Source organism: Kitasatospora sp. NPDC028961 (assembly GCF_055564815.1).
The window spans coordinates 142,179-159,003 of record NZ_JBVHVO010000005.1 but is presented as its reverse complement, the minus strand read 5'-3'; the positions used below and the strand labels follow the sequence as shown (position 1 = coordinate 159,003).

Sequence of the window (16,825 nt, the reverse complement as noted above, 5' to 3'; positions counted from 1 at the left end):
AAAGAAACACGTGTGTCGGGCGGACCCCCCCCCCCCCCCCCCCCCCCCCCCCCCCTTCCTCCCCCCTCCCCCCCCCCCCCCCCCCCCCCCCCCGCCCCCCCCGGGGCCGTTCCGTTGTCCCGCGGCCCGTGAACAGCGCTGTGCCAAGGTCCCAGCTCTGCAACCAAACGGCCACCGACCTGCGAGCACAGCTGACGGGTCGGTAGGTTATGCCTCGCCGGACCGATGCCCGGGCGCCCTCACCGCGCCCGTGACCGACCGGATGACCTCACCGCTCTCCCAGGGGGATCACCACATGACCGCCGACACACCACGGGACGCCACGGCCTCGCCGCTCCCGCCGGTCTTCCAGCCACTGCACCCGGACGACCCGCGCGAGGTCGGCGGCTACCGGCTCTTCGCCCGCCTCGGCGCCGGCGGCATGGGCCGGGTCTACCTGTCGTACACCCCGGGCGGCCGTCCGGTGGCACTCAAGGTGGTCCGCCCGGAGTTCGCCGAGGACGGCGAGTTCCGCCGCCGCTTCGCGCAGGAGGTCAGCAACGCCCAGCGGATCCACGGCCTCTACACGGCCCAGGTGATCGACTCCGGCGGCCTGGACTCGGACGCCCCCTGGCTGGTCACCGCGTACGTGCCGGGCCCGTCGCTGCAGCAGGTGGTCCGCGAGAACGGCGCCCTGCCGGTGCGCACCGTGCTGCTGCTGATGGGCGGCATCGCCGAGGCGCTGCAGGCCATCCACAGCGTCGAGGTGGTGCACCGCGACCTCAAGCCGGCCAACGTGCTGGTGGCCGGCGACGGCCCGCGCGTGATCGACTTCGGTATCGCCCGGGCCGCCGACGCCACCGCGCTGACCGGCACCGGCTACCGGATCGGCTCGCCCGCCTTCATGTCGCCGGAGCAGGCCCAGGGCCGCCCGGTCACCCCGGCCACCGACGTCTTCGCGCTCGGCGCGCTGGCCGCGTACGTGGCCGGCGGCACCGCGCCGTTCGGCGACGGCCCGGACACCGCCGTGCTCTACCGGGTGGTGCACGAGCAGGCCGACCTGGACGCCGTCCCGGCCGACCTGCGCGAGCTGATCATGCGCTGCCTGGCGAAGTCCCCCGAGGACCGCCCGAAGCCCGCCGAGATCATCGAGATCGCCCGCAACCACCCGTCGGTCGGCGGACAGCTGCGGTTCGCCGACGACTGGCTGCCCCGGCAGGTCAACACCGAGATCACCCGCCGCTCGGACCTGCCGAAGACCCCGCCGACCCCACTGCCGGCCGCGCCCACCGCGCCTCCGAGCGGCCCGCCGACCACCCCGCCGCAGCCCTTCGCGCCGCCGACCCACCCGGCCACCGCGGCCTCCTTCGGCGTGCCGGACTTCGGCACCCCCCGGCCGCAGCCGGTCACCCCGCCGCCGGGCTTCACCCCGCCGCCGCTCGGCGCGTACGGCCCTCCGCAGCCCGGCTACGAGGCCCCCACCGCGCCGGTGCTGCCCTCGCCGCCGACCGTGCAGCTGCGCCAGGAGCCGCCGTCCTACGACACCCCGCCGCCCGGCCCGGTGGTGACGGACACCCCGGCGCCCGAGCCGCGGCGCAAGGGCGTCTCCTGGAAGGTCCTGCTGGTGGTCGCCCTGGTGATGGCCCTCGGCGGCACCGCGGGCGGCGTGGTGCTGGTGAAGAAGCTCGGCGACGACAACAAGAAGAACGACAGCGCGAGCACCGCCCAGCAGAGCCCCGGCAACCAGCCCCAGCCGCTGCCGTCGCAGACCGCGGACGCCGGGGCCGCCGGCTCGTACAGCCCCTCGCCGACCCCGTCGTCCGCCGGGAAGGTGACGGCCGCGCCGTCGGCCACGAGCAGCAACGGCGTGACCGCGCCCGCCCGGCCGGTCGGCTACACGCCGCTGCTCGACAAGAAGCCGCTGGCCATCCCCGGCACCGAGGCGTACTACGACTCCTACCGGATCGACCTGGACGGCGGGACGGTCGTGCCGCGCGGCAACGACCTCAAGTGGGGCCTGGGGCTGAACGCCACCGGCAGCAGCAGCAAGGCCAACTCCTTCACCACGGCGGGGGACGACAAGTCCGACTTCGCGGTGATCACCGAGGCCAGCGTGACCCCGGAGCAGTGCGCGATCGCGATCGACTCGCGGCCCGACACCGACCTGTCCTTCAACCGGGTCTCGCCCGGACGCCTGCTCTGCGTCCGCGACCGGCTCACCCGCAACATCGCCATCGCGGTGGTCGAGATCGCCGACGGCACCACCGGCGCCGTCAAGCTCACCGTGAGCACCTGGCGGGCCAGCTGACCGGGCGCCCGCCCGGACTATCCTGACCAGGTCGAATCCCCACCGGACCGGAGCGAACCCGTGTACTTCACCGACCGCGGCATCGAGGAGCTGCAGAACCGGCGCGGCGACGAGGAGGTCACCTTCGAGTGGCTGGCCGAGCGCCTGCGCGAGTTCGTCGACCTCAACCCGGACTTCGAGATCCCGGTCGAGCGGCTGGCCACCTGGCTGGCCCGGCTCGACGACGAGGACGACGAGTGACGCGGTAGACCGTGACCGAAGGGCCCGGGAGGCACCAGCCTCCCGGGCCCTTCGCGTGCCGCGCCCCGTAGGGGGCGTCTCGGGGTTCGTTCCGGGTCGCTCTCCGGGGCGCCCTCGGGGCCGGATCCCTTGACTTCGCCGTCACGCGATATATCGTCTTTGGAAGAGGACGCGATACATCGCGAGTCGTAACGGGAGGCGGCAGACATGAGCCAGTGGACGGTCGAGGGCCCCGACAGGATCACCATCGACGGGGAGGTCGACGCCCTCCACGTACGGATCGTCGGAGGCGCCGTGAACGTGGTGGCCACCGAGGGCCCGGCCCGGTTGGAGGTCACCGAGCTGGAGGGCGAGCCCCTTCAGGTCACCCTCGCCGAGGGGGTGCTGACGGTCACCTACAAGGACCTCAGCTGGAGCGAGTTCGGCGAGTCGGTCAAGTCGGTGCAGTCCATCAAGTCGTTCTTCGGCGGGCTGCGGCGCACCCGCCGGGCCGTGGTCTCGCTGGCCGTACCGGCCGGCGCCAAGGTCAAGGCCGGCACCGTCTCGGCCGGCGCCACCGTCTCGGGCATCACCGCGCCGGTCTCGGTGCACAGCGCCAGCGGCGACGCCACCCTGGTCGGCCTGACCGGCCGGACGGAGGCCCACACCGTCTCCGGGGACGTCGACGCCCAGTCGCTCTCCGGCGACCTCAAGGTCAACACCGCCTCCGGGCAGGTCACCCTGGTCGCCGGCACCTCGGACAACGTGCAGGTCCACTCGGTCAACGGGGACGTCACCCTCGACCTCGACGTGGCCACCCCGTCGGAGATCCGGGTCACCACGGTGAGCGGCTCGGTCGGCGTCCGGCTGCCCTCGCTGGTCGACACCAAGGTCGAGGCGGGTACCAACAGCGGGGACGTCACCAGCACCTTCGAGCAGCTCAAGGTCGGCGGCTCCTGGGGCGCCAAGCGGCTCTCCGGCAAGCTCGGCGACGGCCGGGGCAACCTGGTGGTGACCACCGTGTCCGGCGCCGTCACCGTGCTCCGCCGGCCGGAGGCCGAGGACGACGGCCCCGTGATCGTCAAGGAACTCCCGGCCGGCCCCGACCTCGGCACCGGCCCCGACCTCACCAAGGAGGTCTGAGATGACCCCCGTCTTCGGCCACGGCCGCCTTCGCCTCTACCTGCTGAAGCTGCTCGACGAGGCACCGCGGCACGGCTACGAGGTCATCCGCCTCCTGGAGGAGCGCTTCCAGGGCCTGTACGCGCCCTCGGCCGGCACCGTCTACCCCCGGCTCGCCAAGCTGGAGCAGGAGGGCCTGGTGACGCAGAGCACCGAGGGCGGCCGCAAGGTCTACCGGCTCACCGAGGCCGGCCGGAGCGAGCTGGCGGCCCGCCAGGGCGAGCTGGACGAGCTGGAGCTGGAGATCCGCGACTCGGTGGCCCAGCTCGCCGGGGCGATCCGCGAGGACGTCCGGGACGGCGCCCGGAGCCTGCGCGAGGAGCTGTGGGGGGCGGCGAAGCAGGCGCCCCGCCCGGAGGGCGCCGAGAGCGGGGACCCGTGGGCCGGCCCCTGGGGGGACAAGGACGCCTGGCAGCGCGCCAAGGACGAGTTCGCCCAGTTCAAGAAGCAGGCCAAGGAGCAGGCCAAGCGCGCCAAGGAGCAGGAGAAGGCGGCCAAGGCCAAGGCGAAGGCCGCCGAGGAGGAGGCCCGCAGGCTCCGCGAGCAGTCCCGGGCGGCGCGGACGGCCGCCCAGCAGGAGGCGCTGCGGATCAAGCGCCGGGTCGAGCAGCAGGTCCGCGACCACGCGGCCCGCGGCGACTGGCCGACCGGGCTGGCCGAGGGGCTCTCCGAACTCACCAAGGGTCTGGCCGGGCTGGCCGACGCCGCCCGCTGGGGCCACCCGGCGCAGGACGCCGAGGCACCCGCCGAGAAGGTCAGGGTCACCCGGATCGACCTCGACAAGGACGAGCCGGCCGGCACCGCCCCGGCCGACCTTCCGGCCTGGACCGCGACCGACCCGGCCGGTGATCCGGCCCGCGAGCTGGAGCGGCTGCTCGACCGCTTCCGGGACCAGGTCCGCGACGCGGCCCGGGACGGCGGGGTGACGCCCGAGCGGCTGGCCGAGGCCCGCTCGGTGCTGGGCACGGCCGGCGAGCGGCTGCGCCGCCTGCTGGGCTGACCGGGCCGACGGGTCCGTGCGGGCCGGCGCTCCCCCGGGAGCGCCGGCCCGCCGGCGTTCAGGGGGTGAGCACGATCTTCCCGAAGACGTCGCCCCCGGCGAGCCGGGCGAAGCCCTCCCGGGCCTCGGCGAGCGGCAGCACCGAGTCGATCTGCGGCCGGACGCCGGTGGTGGCGCAGAGCGAGAGCAGCCCGGCCAGCTCCTCCTTGGTGCCCATGGTCGAGCCGACCACCCTGAGCTCCAGGAAGAAGATCCGGTTCAGCTCGGCGGTCTTCGGGTTGGGGCCGGAGGTGGCCCCGGAGATGACCACGGTGCCGCCCGGGCGCAGCGACTTCACCGAGTGCGCCCAGGTCGCGGCGCCGACCGTCTCCATCACCGCGTCCACCCGCTCGGGCAGCCGGGCGCCGCTCTCGAAGGCGGCGTCGGCACCGAGCTCCACGGCCCGGGCCCGCTTGGCCTCGTCCCGGCCGGTGACCCAGACCCGCAGTCCGGCGGCCTTGCCGAGGACGATCAGGGCGGTCGCCACACCGCCGCCGGCGCCCTGCACCAGCACGGTGTCGCCGGGCTTCACCCCGGCGTTGGTGAACAGCATCCGGTAGGCCGTCAGCCAGGCGGTGGGCAGGCAGGCGGCCTGCTCGAAGCTGAGCCCGGCCGGCTTGGGCAGCAGGTTCCAGGTCGGCACCGCCACCCGCTGGGCGAAGGTTCCCTGGTAGTGCTCGGTGAGGATGGAGCGCCGCTCGTCCGGGCCCACGCCGTGGCCGCTCTGGCCGATCACCGAGTGGACGACCACTTCGTTGCCGTGCTCGTCGACGCCGGCGGCGTCGCAGCCGAGGATCATCGGCAGCTTCCCGGCGGGCAGGCCGACCCCGCGCAGCGACCAGAGGTCGTGGTGGTTGAGGCTGGCGGCCCTGACCGTGACCACGCTCCACCCGGGACGCGCCTGCGGTTCGGGGAGTTCGCCCAGCTCCAGCCCGCTCAGCGGGTCGTCGGCGTCGATTCGTGCGGCGTAGGCAGCAAACATGGTCCGGACGATAGCGGCGACGGGCGGGGCCCGGAACAGGGTGTGACTGTGACGCGCGTCCCGGGTTCGGCCGGGAGCGCGGAGCCGGCCGGGAGCGCCCCCGCCGCGGGGGCGCTCCCGGCCCGGGCGTCAGCGCCGGGCGACGCCCTCGGCCCGGGCGGCCTCGGCGACGGCCTTGGTGACGGCCGGGGCGACCCGCTCGTCGAACGGCGAGGGGATCACCTTCTGCGGCGTCAGCTCGTCGGCGACCACACCGGCCAGCGCCTTGGCGGCGGCCAGCTTCATGCCCTCGGTGATCCGGGTCGCCCGGACCTGGAGGGCGCCGGCGAAGATGCCGGGGAAGGCCAGCACGTTGTTGATCTGGTTCGGGAAGTCGCTGCGACCGGTGGCGACGACCGCCGCGTACTTGTGCGCGACCTCCGGGTGGATCTCCGGGTTCGGGTTGGCCATCGCGAAGATGAAGGCGCCCTCGGCCATGGTGGCCACGACCTCCTCCGGCACGGTCCCGCCGGAGACGCCGATGAAGACGTCGGCGCCGGCCAGCGCGTCGGCCAGCGAGCCCTTGACGCCGGTCCGGTTGGTCTGCGCGGCGATCTCGGCCTTGACGTCGGTCAGGTCGCCGCGGCCCTCGTACACGACGCCCCGGCGGTCGCAGACCGCCACGTCGCCGATGCCGGCGGCGACCAGCATCTTGGCGATCGCGATCCCGGCCGCGCCGGCGCCGGAGATGACGGCCCGCAGGGTGCCGATCTCCCGGCCGGTCACCCGGGCCGCGTTCCAGAGCGCCGCGGTGGTGACGATCGCGGTGCCGTGCTGGTCGTCGTGGAAGATCGGGATGTCCAGCGCCTCCTGGAGGCGGCGCTCGATCTCGAAGCAACGGGGCGCGGAGATGTCCTCCAGGTTGACGCCGCCGAAGGAGGGCGCCAGCCGGACGACGGTCTCGACGATCTCGTCCACCCCGGTGCAGGCGAGCGCGATCGGCACCGCGTCCACGCCGCCGAACTGCTTGAACAGGATGGCCTTGCCCTCCATGACGGGCAGCGAGGCCTCCGGGCCGATGTCGCCGAGGCCCAGCACCGCGGTGCCGTCGGTGACGACGGCGACCGTGTTGGCCTTCCAGGTGTAGTCGTTCACCAGCTCCGGCTGCTCGGCGATGGCCGTGCAGACCCGTGCGACACCGGGGGTGTAGGCGAGGGACAGGTCGTCCGCGTCGCGCACCGGAACGGTCGCCCGGACCTCCATCTTGCCGCCGCGGTGGAGCGCGAAAACGGCATCGACCGGATCGACGGTGTCCTGGGTGCTGCTGTGGATGATCTCCGCTGCCACGATGACCTCTTCGTCATTGATCAGCGAGGACGCGTGGCCGACGGGCGGACGACCCGGCCGGAAACTTGAAACCGGGTACGCCGAGGCGGACCCGGGGAGGGCTGGATCGGGGCGCCGCCGTCGGGGCCGCGCCCTCGGAATGAGGGTTGTGTAACTGTTGAGCCTGCGCTGTGCTGCTGCTTCTTCCCGGGCCGAGCGTAGGTCGGACGACGGCATCGCACCTATGCCTTTTCGTCCTCGTCGCGCGTGCTTCCTCCGCATCGCGGCCAAAAGACGGGGTGCCTGGCGTCTGGAACACCGGGCACCGGTGGCGGCAACAGCGGACGAGCACGCGCACTCGCAGGAGTGAACCAGGACACGACGGGGAGGCGGTGCCTCGGATACGGAGTCGGCGTCGTCGTGGACTTCCGTTCCTGTGCACCCCGAGCCTGTCGCGACTCGGTGGTCCGGTTCGAGCATCGGGGGTCACCCGGTACTGGATTCTGACACACCCGCCGCCGGGACCGGCAGGTCGGGATGGGAGGATCCCTTCTTCCGCCGTCTCGCGTACATCTCCGCGACGGCGTGGCGACACCACCTCCCTCCCACAGGAGCACCCTCATGCACCACCGCGCCCACCCCCGCCGACCGGCCGCCGCGGCCCTCTGTCTGGCCACCGCCGGCGCCCTGCTGCTGACCGGTTGCGGCGGCGACGAGCAGGCCGCCGCGAAGGACCCGGTCCAGGAGCTGCGGGGCCGGATCCCCCAGGCCCAGCGCACCGCGGGCGTGCTCCGGGTCGCCTCGGACCTCAACTACGCGCCGGTGGACTTCCGGGGTGCGGACGGCAAGCCGGACGGCATCGACCCCGACATCGCCAACGCCGTCGGCAAGATCCTCGGCCTGCGGATCGAGGTCGTCGACACCCCGTTCGAGAAGCTGATACCGAACCTGCACGCCAAGCAGGTCGACGTGGCGATGTCCGGTCTGAGCGACATCCGCCAGCGCCGTGACGGCGTCGACGACGCGGGCAAGCAGGTCGACCCGGGCGTGGACTTCGTGGACTACTTCATCGCCGGTACCTCGATCATCGTCCAGAAGGGCAACCCCAAGGGCGTCCGCACCCTGGACGACCTGTGCGGCCGGGTCGTCGCGGTGCAGCAGAACACCACCCAGGACGAGATCGTCGCCCGCCAGGTGCTGGCCTGCGGCCGGAGCGGCAAGCCGCTGACCGTCCACAAGTTCGACAGCGACGCCAAGGCGCTGGCCGAGGTCGCCGCGGGCACGGCGGCCGCCGGCCTGGACGACTTCCCGGTGGCCGCCTACGCGGCGAAGACCACCGACGGCGGCAACCGCTTCGAGGTGACCGGCGCGCAGTCCCGGTCGAACCCGTACGGGATCGCGGTGCGCAAGGGGGACACCGACCTGCGCGACGTGCTGACCAAGGCGGTGGACCAGCTGATCCGCAGCGGCGAGTACGACAAGATCCTCGCCAAGTGGAACGTCGCCGCGGGGGCGGCCCAGAACGCGGTGGTCAACGGCGGCATCTGAGCCGCCGCACGGGGGCGGGCACCGGGCACCGTCACCGGACGCCGTCCCACCGGACGCCGTCTCGGGCGCCGTCACCGGGCGTCATCACCGGGCGGCGCGGCCGGGGGACCCATCCGGCGGGCACACGGGCGGGCCTCCGGGCGGAGCGCGGGGAGATCTGCATACTTATACGCAGGGTGACAGGGACACGGTATTGGTCCGAATAGCGGACAGTGTGACCCCCCGTTATCCGATTTTGATCTGAATGAGGGCCATCCGACCGTCATCAGATGGCAGGATTCCCCCCATCTCCGATCGAGCCGGCCACTGGTCGAGGCGGTTCGATCAACGTCCACCTCGGCGGAGGGTGGCGGAAGCAGTACCTCGCACCACCCTGCGCGAAGCCTGCTCAGGCCCAGCACGACCGGCTCTGCCCGTTCGACGACGTACAGCGACATACACCCCGTACAGCGCCGTACGGCCTGCTGCCCCGGTGTGCCGCTCCCCGCGGCGCGCTCCGCCCGACCTCTCCCTCAGGAGGAGATCCCCCATGACCGCCCGTACCCCGCGCACCCGTCTCCTCGCCGCCGGCGCGGTACTCGCGTCCGTCTCCCTGGCCCTCACCGCCTGTAGCAGCAGCAAGGACGAGAGCACCGGCGCCCCCAACGCCGGCGCGACCGTCAACGAGGTGAAGGCCGACGACAAGCTGGTCGCCCTCGTCCCCGCCGACATCAAGTCCGCCGGGAAGCTCACGGTCGGCTCGGACGCCTCGTACGCGCCCAACGAGTTCAAGGCCGACAACGGCAAGATCGAGGGCATGGACGTCGACCTGATCACCGCGGTCGCCGCCAGGCTCGGCCTCAAGGTGGACGTCCAGGACTCCGGTTTCACCGCGATCATCCCCGGTATCCAGTCGAACAAGTTCCAGATCGGCATGTCGTCCCTGACGGACAACAAGGAGCGCGAGCAGACCGTCGACATGGTCACCTACTTCAACGCGGGCAGCGCCATCGCGGTGAAGAAGGGCAACCCGGACAAGATCGACCCCGCCGACCTGTGCGGCAAGAAGGTCGCCGTCCAGACCGGCACCACGCAGGCGCAGGAGATCACCGACACCCGCAACCCCGCCTGCGCCCAGGCCGGCAAGCCGGGCATCGTCAACGACGGTGACAAGTTCGACCTCCAGACCGACGTCACCAACGCCGTGGTCTCCGGCCGCGACCAGCTCATGATGGCCGACTCCCCGGTCGTCGACTACGCGATCAAGCAGTCCGGCGGGCAGCTGGAGAAGGTCGGCGCCACCTACGACGCCGCCCCCTACGGCATCGCGCTGGCCAAGGGCTCGGCCCTGACCCCCGCCGTCCAGAGCGCCGTGCAGTCGCTGATCGACGACGGCACCTACAAGCAGATCCTCTCCAAGTGGGGCGTCGAGGCCGGTGCGATCGACAAGTCGACCGTCAACGGCGCCGTCAGCTGACCCTCCGCCTGACTCTCTCTCCCCCGAGGCCACACCGTGAACTCTCTGGACAAGGGGAAGGCGACGAAGGGACGGCCTGAGACCATCAAGGCCGTCCCCGTTCGCCACCCCGGACGCTGGGCGGGCGCCGTCGTCATCGCCCTGCTCGCGGCGATGCTGCTGAGCGCCCTCTTCACCAATCCCGCCTTCAAGTGGGACATCGTCGGGAAGTACCTCTTCCACGACAGCATCGTGCACGGCATGCTCGTCACGCTGGAGCTGACCGCGCTCGCCATGATCATGGGTGTGGTCGGCGGCATCATCCTCGCGGTGATGCGGCTCTCCCCCAACCCGCTGCTCTCCGGCACCGCGTGGATGTACATCTGGATCTTCCGCGGCACGCCCGTCCTGGTGCAGCTGGTCTTCTGGAACTTCCTCGGCCTGATCTGGGCCAAGCTCTCGATCGGCGTACCGTGGGGACCGGAGTTCTGGTCCGAGTCCACCAACGTGCTGATCCCGACCTTCGTCGCCGCCCTGCTGGGCCTGGGCCTCAACGAGGCCGCCTACATGGCGGAGATCGTCCGCGGCGGCATCCAGTCGGTCGACGAGGGCCAGAGCGAGGCCTCGCACGCGCTCGGCATGAGCCGCTTCCAGACCATGCGGCGGATCGTGCTCCCGCAGGCCATGCGGGTGATCATCCCGCCCACCGGCAACGAGACCATCTCGATGCTGAAGACCACCTCGCTGGTCAGCGTGATCTCCCTGGAGGAGATCTTCCGGGCCGGCCAGGTGATCTACTCGCGCAACTACCAGAACATCCCGCTGCTGATCGTGGTCAGCCTCTGGTACCTGTTCTTCACGTCGCTGCTGACCATCGGCCAGTACTACATCGAGCGGCACTACGCCCGCGGCTCCAACCGGACGCTCCCGCCCACGCCGATCCAGCGGCTGCGGAGGCTGTTCGCCGGGAAGCCCACCCCGAAGACCACCACCGACGTGGTCCCGGGGCTCGAGGGAGGTGGTCACGTATGACCGATCTGACCAAGACCCCCGCCGACGCCGGCAACGGCGGCCCGATGGTCCGCGCCGAGGACGTCCACAAGTCCTACGGCACGGTCCAGGTGCTCAAGGGCATCGACCTGGAGGTCAAGCAGGGCGAGGTGTTCTGCCTGATCGGCCCCTCCGGCTCCGGCAAGTCGACCTTCCTGCGGTGCATCAACCACCTGGAGAAGATCAACGCCGGCCGGCTCTGGGTCGACGGCGAGCTGGTCGGCTACCGGCAGAAGGGCGACCGGCTCTACGAGCTCCGGGAGAACGAGGTCGCGCTCAAGCGGCGCGACATCGGCATGGTGTTCCAGCGCTTCAACCTGTTCCCGCACATGACCGCCCTGGAGAACGTCATCGAGGCGCCGGTGCAGGTCAAGGGCGAGTCCAAGGCGGACGCCCGGACCCGCGGGATGGCCCTGCTGGAGCGGGTCGGCCTGGCCGACAAGGCGAAGAACTACCCCTCGCAGCTCTCCGGCGGCCAGCAGCAGCGGGTCGCGATCGCCCGGGCGCTGGCCATGAAGCCCAAGCTGATGCTCTTCGACGAGCCCACCTCGGCGCTCGACCCGGAGCTGGTCGGCGACGTCCTGGACGTCATGCGCGGCCTCGCCGAGGAGGGCATGACCATGGTCGTGGTGACCCACGAGATGGGCTTCGCCCGCGAGGTCGGCGACGCCCTGGTCTTCATGGACGGCGGGGTGGTGGTCGAGTCCGGCAACCCCCGCGACGTCCTCACCGACCCCCAGCACGAGCGCACCCGCGCGTTCCTCTCCAAGGTGCTCTGAGCGCACCGGCACGGCGCCCGGCAGGCCGGTCCTGCCGGGCGCCGACGTTTTCCCCGCCCGGGTAATAGGCTGGAGCTAGTCAGCCTGTTACCGACTCTGGAAGGACCACCGTGGAGCTCGCCTCGTACGCCGAACGGGCCGTTCGGCTGGTGAACACCGAGGAGCCCGAGCGCGGCACCGACACCCTGACCTCCGTGGACGCCGTGCGGTCGCTGTTCTCCGAATCCTCCCGGGCCGCCGCGCTCGCCGACGAGTCGGACCTGCCGCGGCTGCGCGCCGTCCGGACCAGGCTGCGCGGAGTGTTCGAGGCCGCCGCCGAGGGGGACGAGATCCGCGGCGTGGACCTGCTGAACAGCCTGCTGATGGAGTACCCCGTCAGCCCGCTGGTCTCCGGGCACGACTACCTGGACGACGCCGGGCGGCCGCGCTGGCACCTGCACCTCGCCGACAACTCGCCCACCGCCACCGCGCACTTCAGCGCCGTCGCCTGCATGGGACTGGCCGTCCACCTGACCGAGCTGGGCGCCGACCGGCTCGGCATCTGCCAGGCCTCGCCCTGCCGCAACGCCTACCTGGACACCTCCACCAACCGCTCCCGGCGGTACTGCTCCGACCGGTGCGCCACCCGCGCCAACGTCGCCGCGTACCGGGCCCGCAAGCGGCAGGAGGCCCAGGAGGCCTCGGCCCTGGCCGGGGGCTGACCGGTACCCCGGCTACCAGGCGCCGGGGTCGACCCAGACGCCCAGCCGGCGGGCGAGGCCCGGGATCCGGGCCGGCGGGCCGGCCAGCAGCAGCCGCTCCAGCCGGTGCCCCGGGGCCAGCCAGGCCGGGCGCGGGCGCAGCCGCAGCAGCACCCGGCCGAGCACCAGCTCGTCCGGGACGACGCCGTAACTGCGGCTGTCGCTGTCGACCGGCCGGTTGTCGGAGAGCAGCCACCAGCCCTTGGCCCGCCGCTCGACGGCCCGCTTCACCACCAGCAGGTCCTGCTGGAAGGGGTGACGGAACACCACCACCGCCCCCGGTCTGATCCGCGCGCCGTACCTGACCAGGAGCCGGTCGCCCTCACGCAGGGTCGGCACCATCGAGGGCCCCGCCACGTCGATCAGCCCGAACGGCGCGCCACCCCCCGGGGTGCCGCCCTCCGGTTCCGTCATCCGCGCCACGCCTGCTCCTCCCGGCTCGCCGCGTCCAGTCTGCCGTACGGGCCGTCCGCGGCCGATGCCCGAATTGGCCCGGTTCCGGCTCCGCCTTTTGCCCTAGGCCCGCCGCCCGGCCGCGAAACCCGGTGCCCGGAAGGGTAATCTCGCTCGCGGGAAGACGATCTAAGGAAGGACTCCCATGTTCTCTCGTCTGTTTGCACCGCGCGCCACCGCCCACGCCCACTGCGACCTCCCCTGCGGCGTGTACGACCCCGCGCAGGCCCGGATCGAGGCCGAGTCGGTCAAGGGCACCCAGGAGAAGTACCAGGCCAACGAGGACCCGGCGTTCCGCACTCGCGCCCTGATCATCAAGGAGCAGCGCGCCGAGGCCGTCAAGCACCACATCTCGGTGCTGTGGAGCGACTACTTCAAGGCCCCGCACTTCGAGAAGTACCCGCAGCTGCACCAGCTGATCAACGACACCCTGAAGGCCGCCTCGGCCGCCAAGGCGTCGACGGACCCGGCCACCGGCCAGGCCCTGCTCGACCTGATCGCCGAGGTCGACAAGATCTTCTGGGAGACCAAGCAGGCCTGATCACCGATCAGGCACCGCCGACCGCCCCCGTCCGCAGCGCCGGACGGGGGCGGTCGCGCGTTCTCGCGCGCGCGAACCCGGTAAGGGTCGCTCCGGCCCCGCGCTTGTTATGCTGCCAGGGCGTCCGAGGGAGAAGTCCGGTGTGAATCCGGCGCTGACCCGCAACGGTGGGCGGAGCCCTGTGCCCGCGAGCCCGATCGCCCTGGGACGCCGATCTCCCGACAACTCGCCGTGGACTGCGAGGGGATGGCGCCCCGGCAGCTCCGTGCCCGGGCGCGCCGCCTCGCTGCCGTCCGCGGCCCGAGGCGAAGGCGCGCCGCCCGTGAGCACCGCAGTGACCGCACCGGCCCCCGTACCGGCGGCCCGTCGAATACCCGTCGCGGCGCTGGCCGCCGGCCTGCTCGCGGCGCTGCTGCTCTCCCTGGTCTGCGGGGTGGCCCTCGGCGCCTCCGGACTCGGCTGGGCCCGCGTCCTGCGGCTGCTGGGCGCCGGACTGACGGGCGGTCGACTCGATGCCGGGGAGGCCGCCGCGTACGCGATCGTCTGGGAGATCCGGCTGCCGCGCACGGTGCTGGCCGCCGTGGTCGGCGCCGGGCTCGCGGCCACCGGGGTCGCGGTGCAGGCGATGGTCCGCAACGCGCTGGCCGACCCGTTCGTGCTGGGCATCTCCTCCGGCGCCTCGGTCGGCGCCAACGCCGTGCTGCTGCTGGGCGCGTTCGCCTCGCTCGGGGTCTGGGCGATCTCGGTCTCCGCGTTCGCCGCCGCCCTGCTGGCGATGGTCCTGGTCTACGCCGCCGCCCGGACGGCGTACGGGCTCACCCCGCTGCGGCTGGTGCTGACCGGTACCGCGATGTCCTACGGGTTCTCGGCGGTGACGGCGCTGATGGTGTTCGGCGCCGCGCGCGGGGAGGCCGCCCGCAGCGCCATGATGTGGCTGCTCGGCAGCCTCGGCGGCGCGACCTGGGGGTCCGTCCCGATCGCCGCCGCCACCGTGCTGGCCGGTCTCGCCTACCTGGCCGGCGCGGCCGGGCGGCTGGACGCCCTCGCCATGGGCGACGAGACGGCGGCCTCGCTCGGGGTGGACGGCGACCGGCTGCGCCGCGAGCTGTTCGTGGTGACGGCCGCCGTGACCGGCACCGTGGTCGCGGTCAGCGGCGCGATCGGCTTCGTCGGCCTGATGGTGCCGCACCTGACCCGGATGCTGGTCGGCGCCGGGCACCGCCGGGTGCTGCTGGTCGCGCCGCTCGCCGGGGCGCTGCTGCTGGTCTGGGTGGACATCGTCTCGCGCACCCTGCTGGCGCCGGCCGAACTGCCGGTCGGGGTGGTCACCGCCGTCCTCGGGGTGCCCTGCTTCCTGCTGCTGATGCGCCGACGCGGCTACACCTTCGGAGGCCGCTGATGGATCTCGCCCTCGACGGCGTCTCGGTGGACCTGGCCGGCACCCGGCTGGTCCACGACGTCACCCTCGGCGCCGCCGCCGGGCAGGTGGTCGGCCTGGTCGGGCCGAACGGCAGCGGCAAGTCGACCCTGCTGCGCTGCGTCTACCGGGCGCTGCGCCCGGCCGCCGGCGCCGTCCGGCTGGACGGCGAGGACCTGCACGCGCTCGCCGCCCGCGAGGCCGCCCGGCGGGTGGCCGCGCTGCCGCAGGAGCACTCCGCCGAGTTCGACTTCACGGTGGCCGAGGTGGTCGGGATGGGCCGGCTGCCGCACCGCGGCGGCTTCGCCCGGCCGACCGCCGAGGACACCGGGCGGTGCGCCCGCGCCCTGCGGCGGGTGGGCGCGGACCACCTCGCCGGGCGCGGCTTCCTGAGCCTGTCCGGAGGCGAGAAGCAGCGGGTGCTGATCGCCCGCGCGCTGGTCCAGGAGCCCCGGGTGCTGGTGCTCGACGAGCCCACCAACCACCTGGACATCGCCCACCAGTTGGAGGTGCTGGCGCTGGTCCGGGAGGCCGGTACGACCGTGCTCACGGCCCTGCACGACCTCAATCTGGCGGCCGGCCACTGCGACCTGCTGTACGTCATCGCGGCCGGCCGGATCGTCGCCTCCGGGCCGCCGGCCGAGGTCCTGGAGCCGGCCCTGCTGGCCGAGGTGTTCGGCGTCCGCGCGACGCCCGTGAAGCACCCGGGGACCGGCGCCGTCCAGTTGCTCTTCGACCGGCTCGGCCGGACCTCCCCCGGCCCCGCCGACTCCGCCGACTCCCCCTGCTGAGGAAACCCCATGCGTACCAAGGCCGTTGCCACCGCCGCCCTGCTCACCCTCGCGCTGACCGCCTGCGGCGCCGAGATCGCCCCCGCCGGGGACACCGCCGCCGGCTCCGCCCACTACCCGGTGACCGTCGACAACTGCGGTACGAAGGTCACCTTCGAGCGGAAGCCGGCCCGGACGGTGACCAACGACGTGGGCATCACCGAGCTGATGTTCGCGCTCGGCCTGGCCGACCGGATGGCCGGCTACGTGATGCCCGACGACAAGGGCCAGGTCGACAAGGTGGCCTGGAAGGACGGCTACCAGCAGGCCAGGTGGCTCTCCAAGCAGCAGATCACCAAGGAGATCGCGCTGGAGGCGAGGGCCGACCTGGTCTTCGCCGGGTGGCACTACGGCTTCGACGAGGCCGGCGGCTTCACCCCGCAGGCGCTGGCCGGTCTCGGCATCGGCTCGTACGTGCTCAGCGAGTCCTGCCGCAGCGGCAAGGGCCCCGAGCGCGGGGTGATGTCCCCGCTGGACGCGCTCTACACCGACCTGGCCAACCTGGGCGAGATCTTCGACGTCCGGGACCGGGCCGACGCGCTGATCGCCGATTTCCGGGCGCAGGTCGCCGCCGTCCCGCAGCCCGAGCGCCGGCCGCGCGTCTTCCTGTACGACAGCGGCGAGGACAAGCCCTACACCTCGGGGAAGTTCGCCGCGCCCCAGGAGATCATCGCCAGGGCCGGCGGGGAGAACGTGATGGGCGACCTCGCCGACTCCTGGACCACCGTGGGCTGGGAGAGCGTGGTCCAGCGCGACCCCGAGGTGATCGTGATCAACAACTACGGCTCCCCGGACGCCGAGGCCAAGCGGAAGTTCCTCACGTCCTTCCCGCCGCTGGCCGGCGTCTCCGCCGTCCGCGACGGGCGGATCTTCGTCCTGGACTACGTCGACCTGGTGGAGAGCCCGCGCAACCCGGCCGCGATCACCGCGCTCGCGGCCCACCTGCGCGGTGTGACGGCCGGCTGAGCCGCGGCGGGGCGGGCGTACGCTCGGAGGTACGAGCCGACGGAACCGACCG

Annotated in this window: 16 protein-coding genes; 13 read left to right on the top strand and 3 right to left on the bottom strand. The window is 72.7% G+C overall.

What is annotated here, in order from left to right:
• Positions 1 to 295 precede the first annotated feature (295 nt).
• The 4 genes from ACZ4UX_RS13075 (at position 296) to ACZ4UX_RS13060 (ending at position 4,688) form a co-directional block, all read left to right on the top strand.
• On the top strand, positions 296 to 2,287 hold the full coding sequence (locus tag ACZ4UX_RS13075) for a serine/threonine-protein kinase (protein WP_465706665.1): 1,992 nt from the start codon (positions 296 to 298) through the stop codon (positions 2,285 to 2,287).
• A gap of 60 nt (positions 2,288 to 2,347) precedes the next feature.
• Positions 2,348 to 2,527, top strand: a complete 180-nt coding sequence (locus tag ACZ4UX_RS13070; RefSeq protein WP_063347844.1) for a DUF6104 family protein — start codon at positions 2,348 to 2,350, stop codon at positions 2,525 to 2,527.
• 207 nt (positions 2,528 to 2,734) lie between these two features.
• On the top strand, positions 2,735 to 3,649 hold the full coding sequence (locus ACZ4UX_RS13065; RefSeq protein ID WP_329489570.1) for a DUF4097 family beta strand repeat-containing protein: 915 nt from the start codon (positions 2,735 to 2,737) through the stop codon (positions 3,647 to 3,649).
• A gap of 1 nt (position 3,650) precedes the next feature.
• Entirely contained in the window at positions 3,651 to 4,688 is a 1,038-nt protein-coding gene (locus ACZ4UX_RS13060) for a PadR family transcriptional regulator (protein ID WP_329489569.1), read from the top strand.
• 58 nt (positions 4,689 to 4,746) lie between these two features.
• Here ACZ4UX_RS13060 and ACZ4UX_RS13055 read toward each other — a convergent pair whose 3' ends face one another.
• Together ACZ4UX_RS13055 and ACZ4UX_RS13050 are read right to left on the bottom strand one after the other, a co-directional pair.
• Positions 4,747 to 5,709, bottom strand: a complete 963-nt coding sequence (locus tag ACZ4UX_RS13055; protein ID WP_352293130.1) for a zinc-binding dehydrogenase — start codon at positions 5,707 to 5,709, stop codon at positions 4,747 to 4,749.
• A gap of 129 nt (positions 5,710 to 5,838) precedes the next feature.
• Positions 5,839 to 7,035 carry an NAD(P)-dependent malic enzyme gene (locus ACZ4UX_RS13050; RefSeq protein ID WP_329489567.1) on the bottom strand — a complete coding sequence of 399 codons (1,197 nt, stop codon included), beginning with the start codon at positions 7,033 to 7,035 and terminating at the stop codon, positions 5,839 to 5,841.
• Positions 7,036 to 7,635: 600 nt separating this feature from the next.
• On the opposite strand from ACZ4UX_RS13050, the gene ACZ4UX_RS13045 reads away from it, so the two are divergent.
• The 5 genes from ACZ4UX_RS13045 (at position 7,636) to ACZ4UX_RS13025 (ending at position 12,527) form a co-directional block, all read left to right on the top strand.
• Positions 7,636 to 8,562, top strand: a complete 927-nt coding sequence (locus ACZ4UX_RS13045; protein WP_465706664.1) for an ABC transporter substrate-binding protein — start codon at positions 7,636 to 7,638, stop codon at positions 8,560 to 8,562.
• A 529-nt stretch (positions 8,563 to 9,091) separates the two neighbouring features.
• Positions 9,092 to 10,018, top strand: a complete 927-nt coding sequence (locus ACZ4UX_RS13040) for an ABC transporter substrate-binding protein (RefSeq protein WP_465706663.1) — start codon at positions 9,092 to 9,094, stop codon at positions 10,016 to 10,018.
• A gap of 36 nt (positions 10,019 to 10,054) precedes the next feature.
• Positions 10,055 to 11,029: an amino acid ABC transporter permease gene (locus tag ACZ4UX_RS13035; protein ID WP_465706662.1), complete on the top strand. Its 975-nt coding sequence runs from the start codon at positions 10,055 to 10,057 to the stop codon at positions 11,027 to 11,029.
• Complete coding sequence (locus tag ACZ4UX_RS13030) at positions 11,026 to 11,826, top strand: amino acid ABC transporter ATP-binding protein (protein ID WP_329489563.1); 801 nt, start codon at positions 11,026 to 11,028, stop codon at positions 11,824 to 11,826. The genes ACZ4UX_RS13035 and ACZ4UX_RS13030 overlap by 4 nt, the downstream gene beginning before the upstream one ends.
• A 110-nt stretch (positions 11,827 to 11,936) precedes the next feature.
• Positions 11,937 to 12,527 (top strand): CGNR zinc finger domain-containing protein, encoded by a 591-nt coding sequence (locus ACZ4UX_RS13025; protein WP_465706661.1) that lies wholly within the window; start codon positions 11,937 to 11,939, stop codon positions 12,525 to 12,527.
• A 12-nt stretch (positions 12,528 to 12,539) separates the two neighbouring features.
• Here ACZ4UX_RS13025 and sodX read toward each other — a convergent pair whose 3' ends face one another.
• Entirely contained in the window at positions 12,540 to 12,980 is a 441-nt protein-coding gene (sodX, locus tag ACZ4UX_RS13020) for a nickel-type superoxide dismutase maturation protease (protein WP_465706750.1), read from the bottom strand.
• A gap of 184 nt (positions 12,981 to 13,164) precedes the next feature.
• On the opposite strand from sodX, the gene sodN reads away from it, so the two are divergent.
• From sodN to ACZ4UX_RS13000, 4 genes are all read left to right on the top strand, one after another.
• Positions 13,165 to 13,560: a superoxide dismutase, Ni gene (gene sodN, locus ACZ4UX_RS13015; RefSeq protein ID WP_063347853.1), complete on the top strand. Its 396-nt coding sequence runs from the start codon at positions 13,165 to 13,167 to the stop codon at positions 13,558 to 13,560.
• Between the two features lie 322 nt (positions 13,561 to 13,882).
• The gene (locus tag ACZ4UX_RS13010) at positions 13,883 to 14,959 is read left to right on the top strand and encodes a FecCD family ABC transporter permease (protein WP_359803200.1); all 1,077 of its coding nucleotides are present in this window, start codon (positions 13,883 to 13,885) and stop codon (positions 14,957 to 14,959) included.
• A complete protein-coding gene (locus tag ACZ4UX_RS13005; protein WP_396488405.1) occupies positions 14,959 to 15,768 on the top strand; it encodes an ABC transporter ATP-binding protein in 810 nt (269 codons plus the stop codon). The genes ACZ4UX_RS13010 and ACZ4UX_RS13005 overlap by 1 nt, the downstream gene beginning before the upstream one ends.
• A 9-nt stretch (positions 15,769 to 15,777) precedes the next feature.
• Complete coding sequence (locus ACZ4UX_RS13000; RefSeq protein ID WP_465706660.1) at positions 15,778 to 16,773, top strand: ABC transporter substrate-binding protein; 996 nt, start codon at positions 15,778 to 15,780, stop codon at positions 16,771 to 16,773.
• The last annotated feature ends 52 nt before the right edge of the window (positions 16,774 to 16,825 follow it).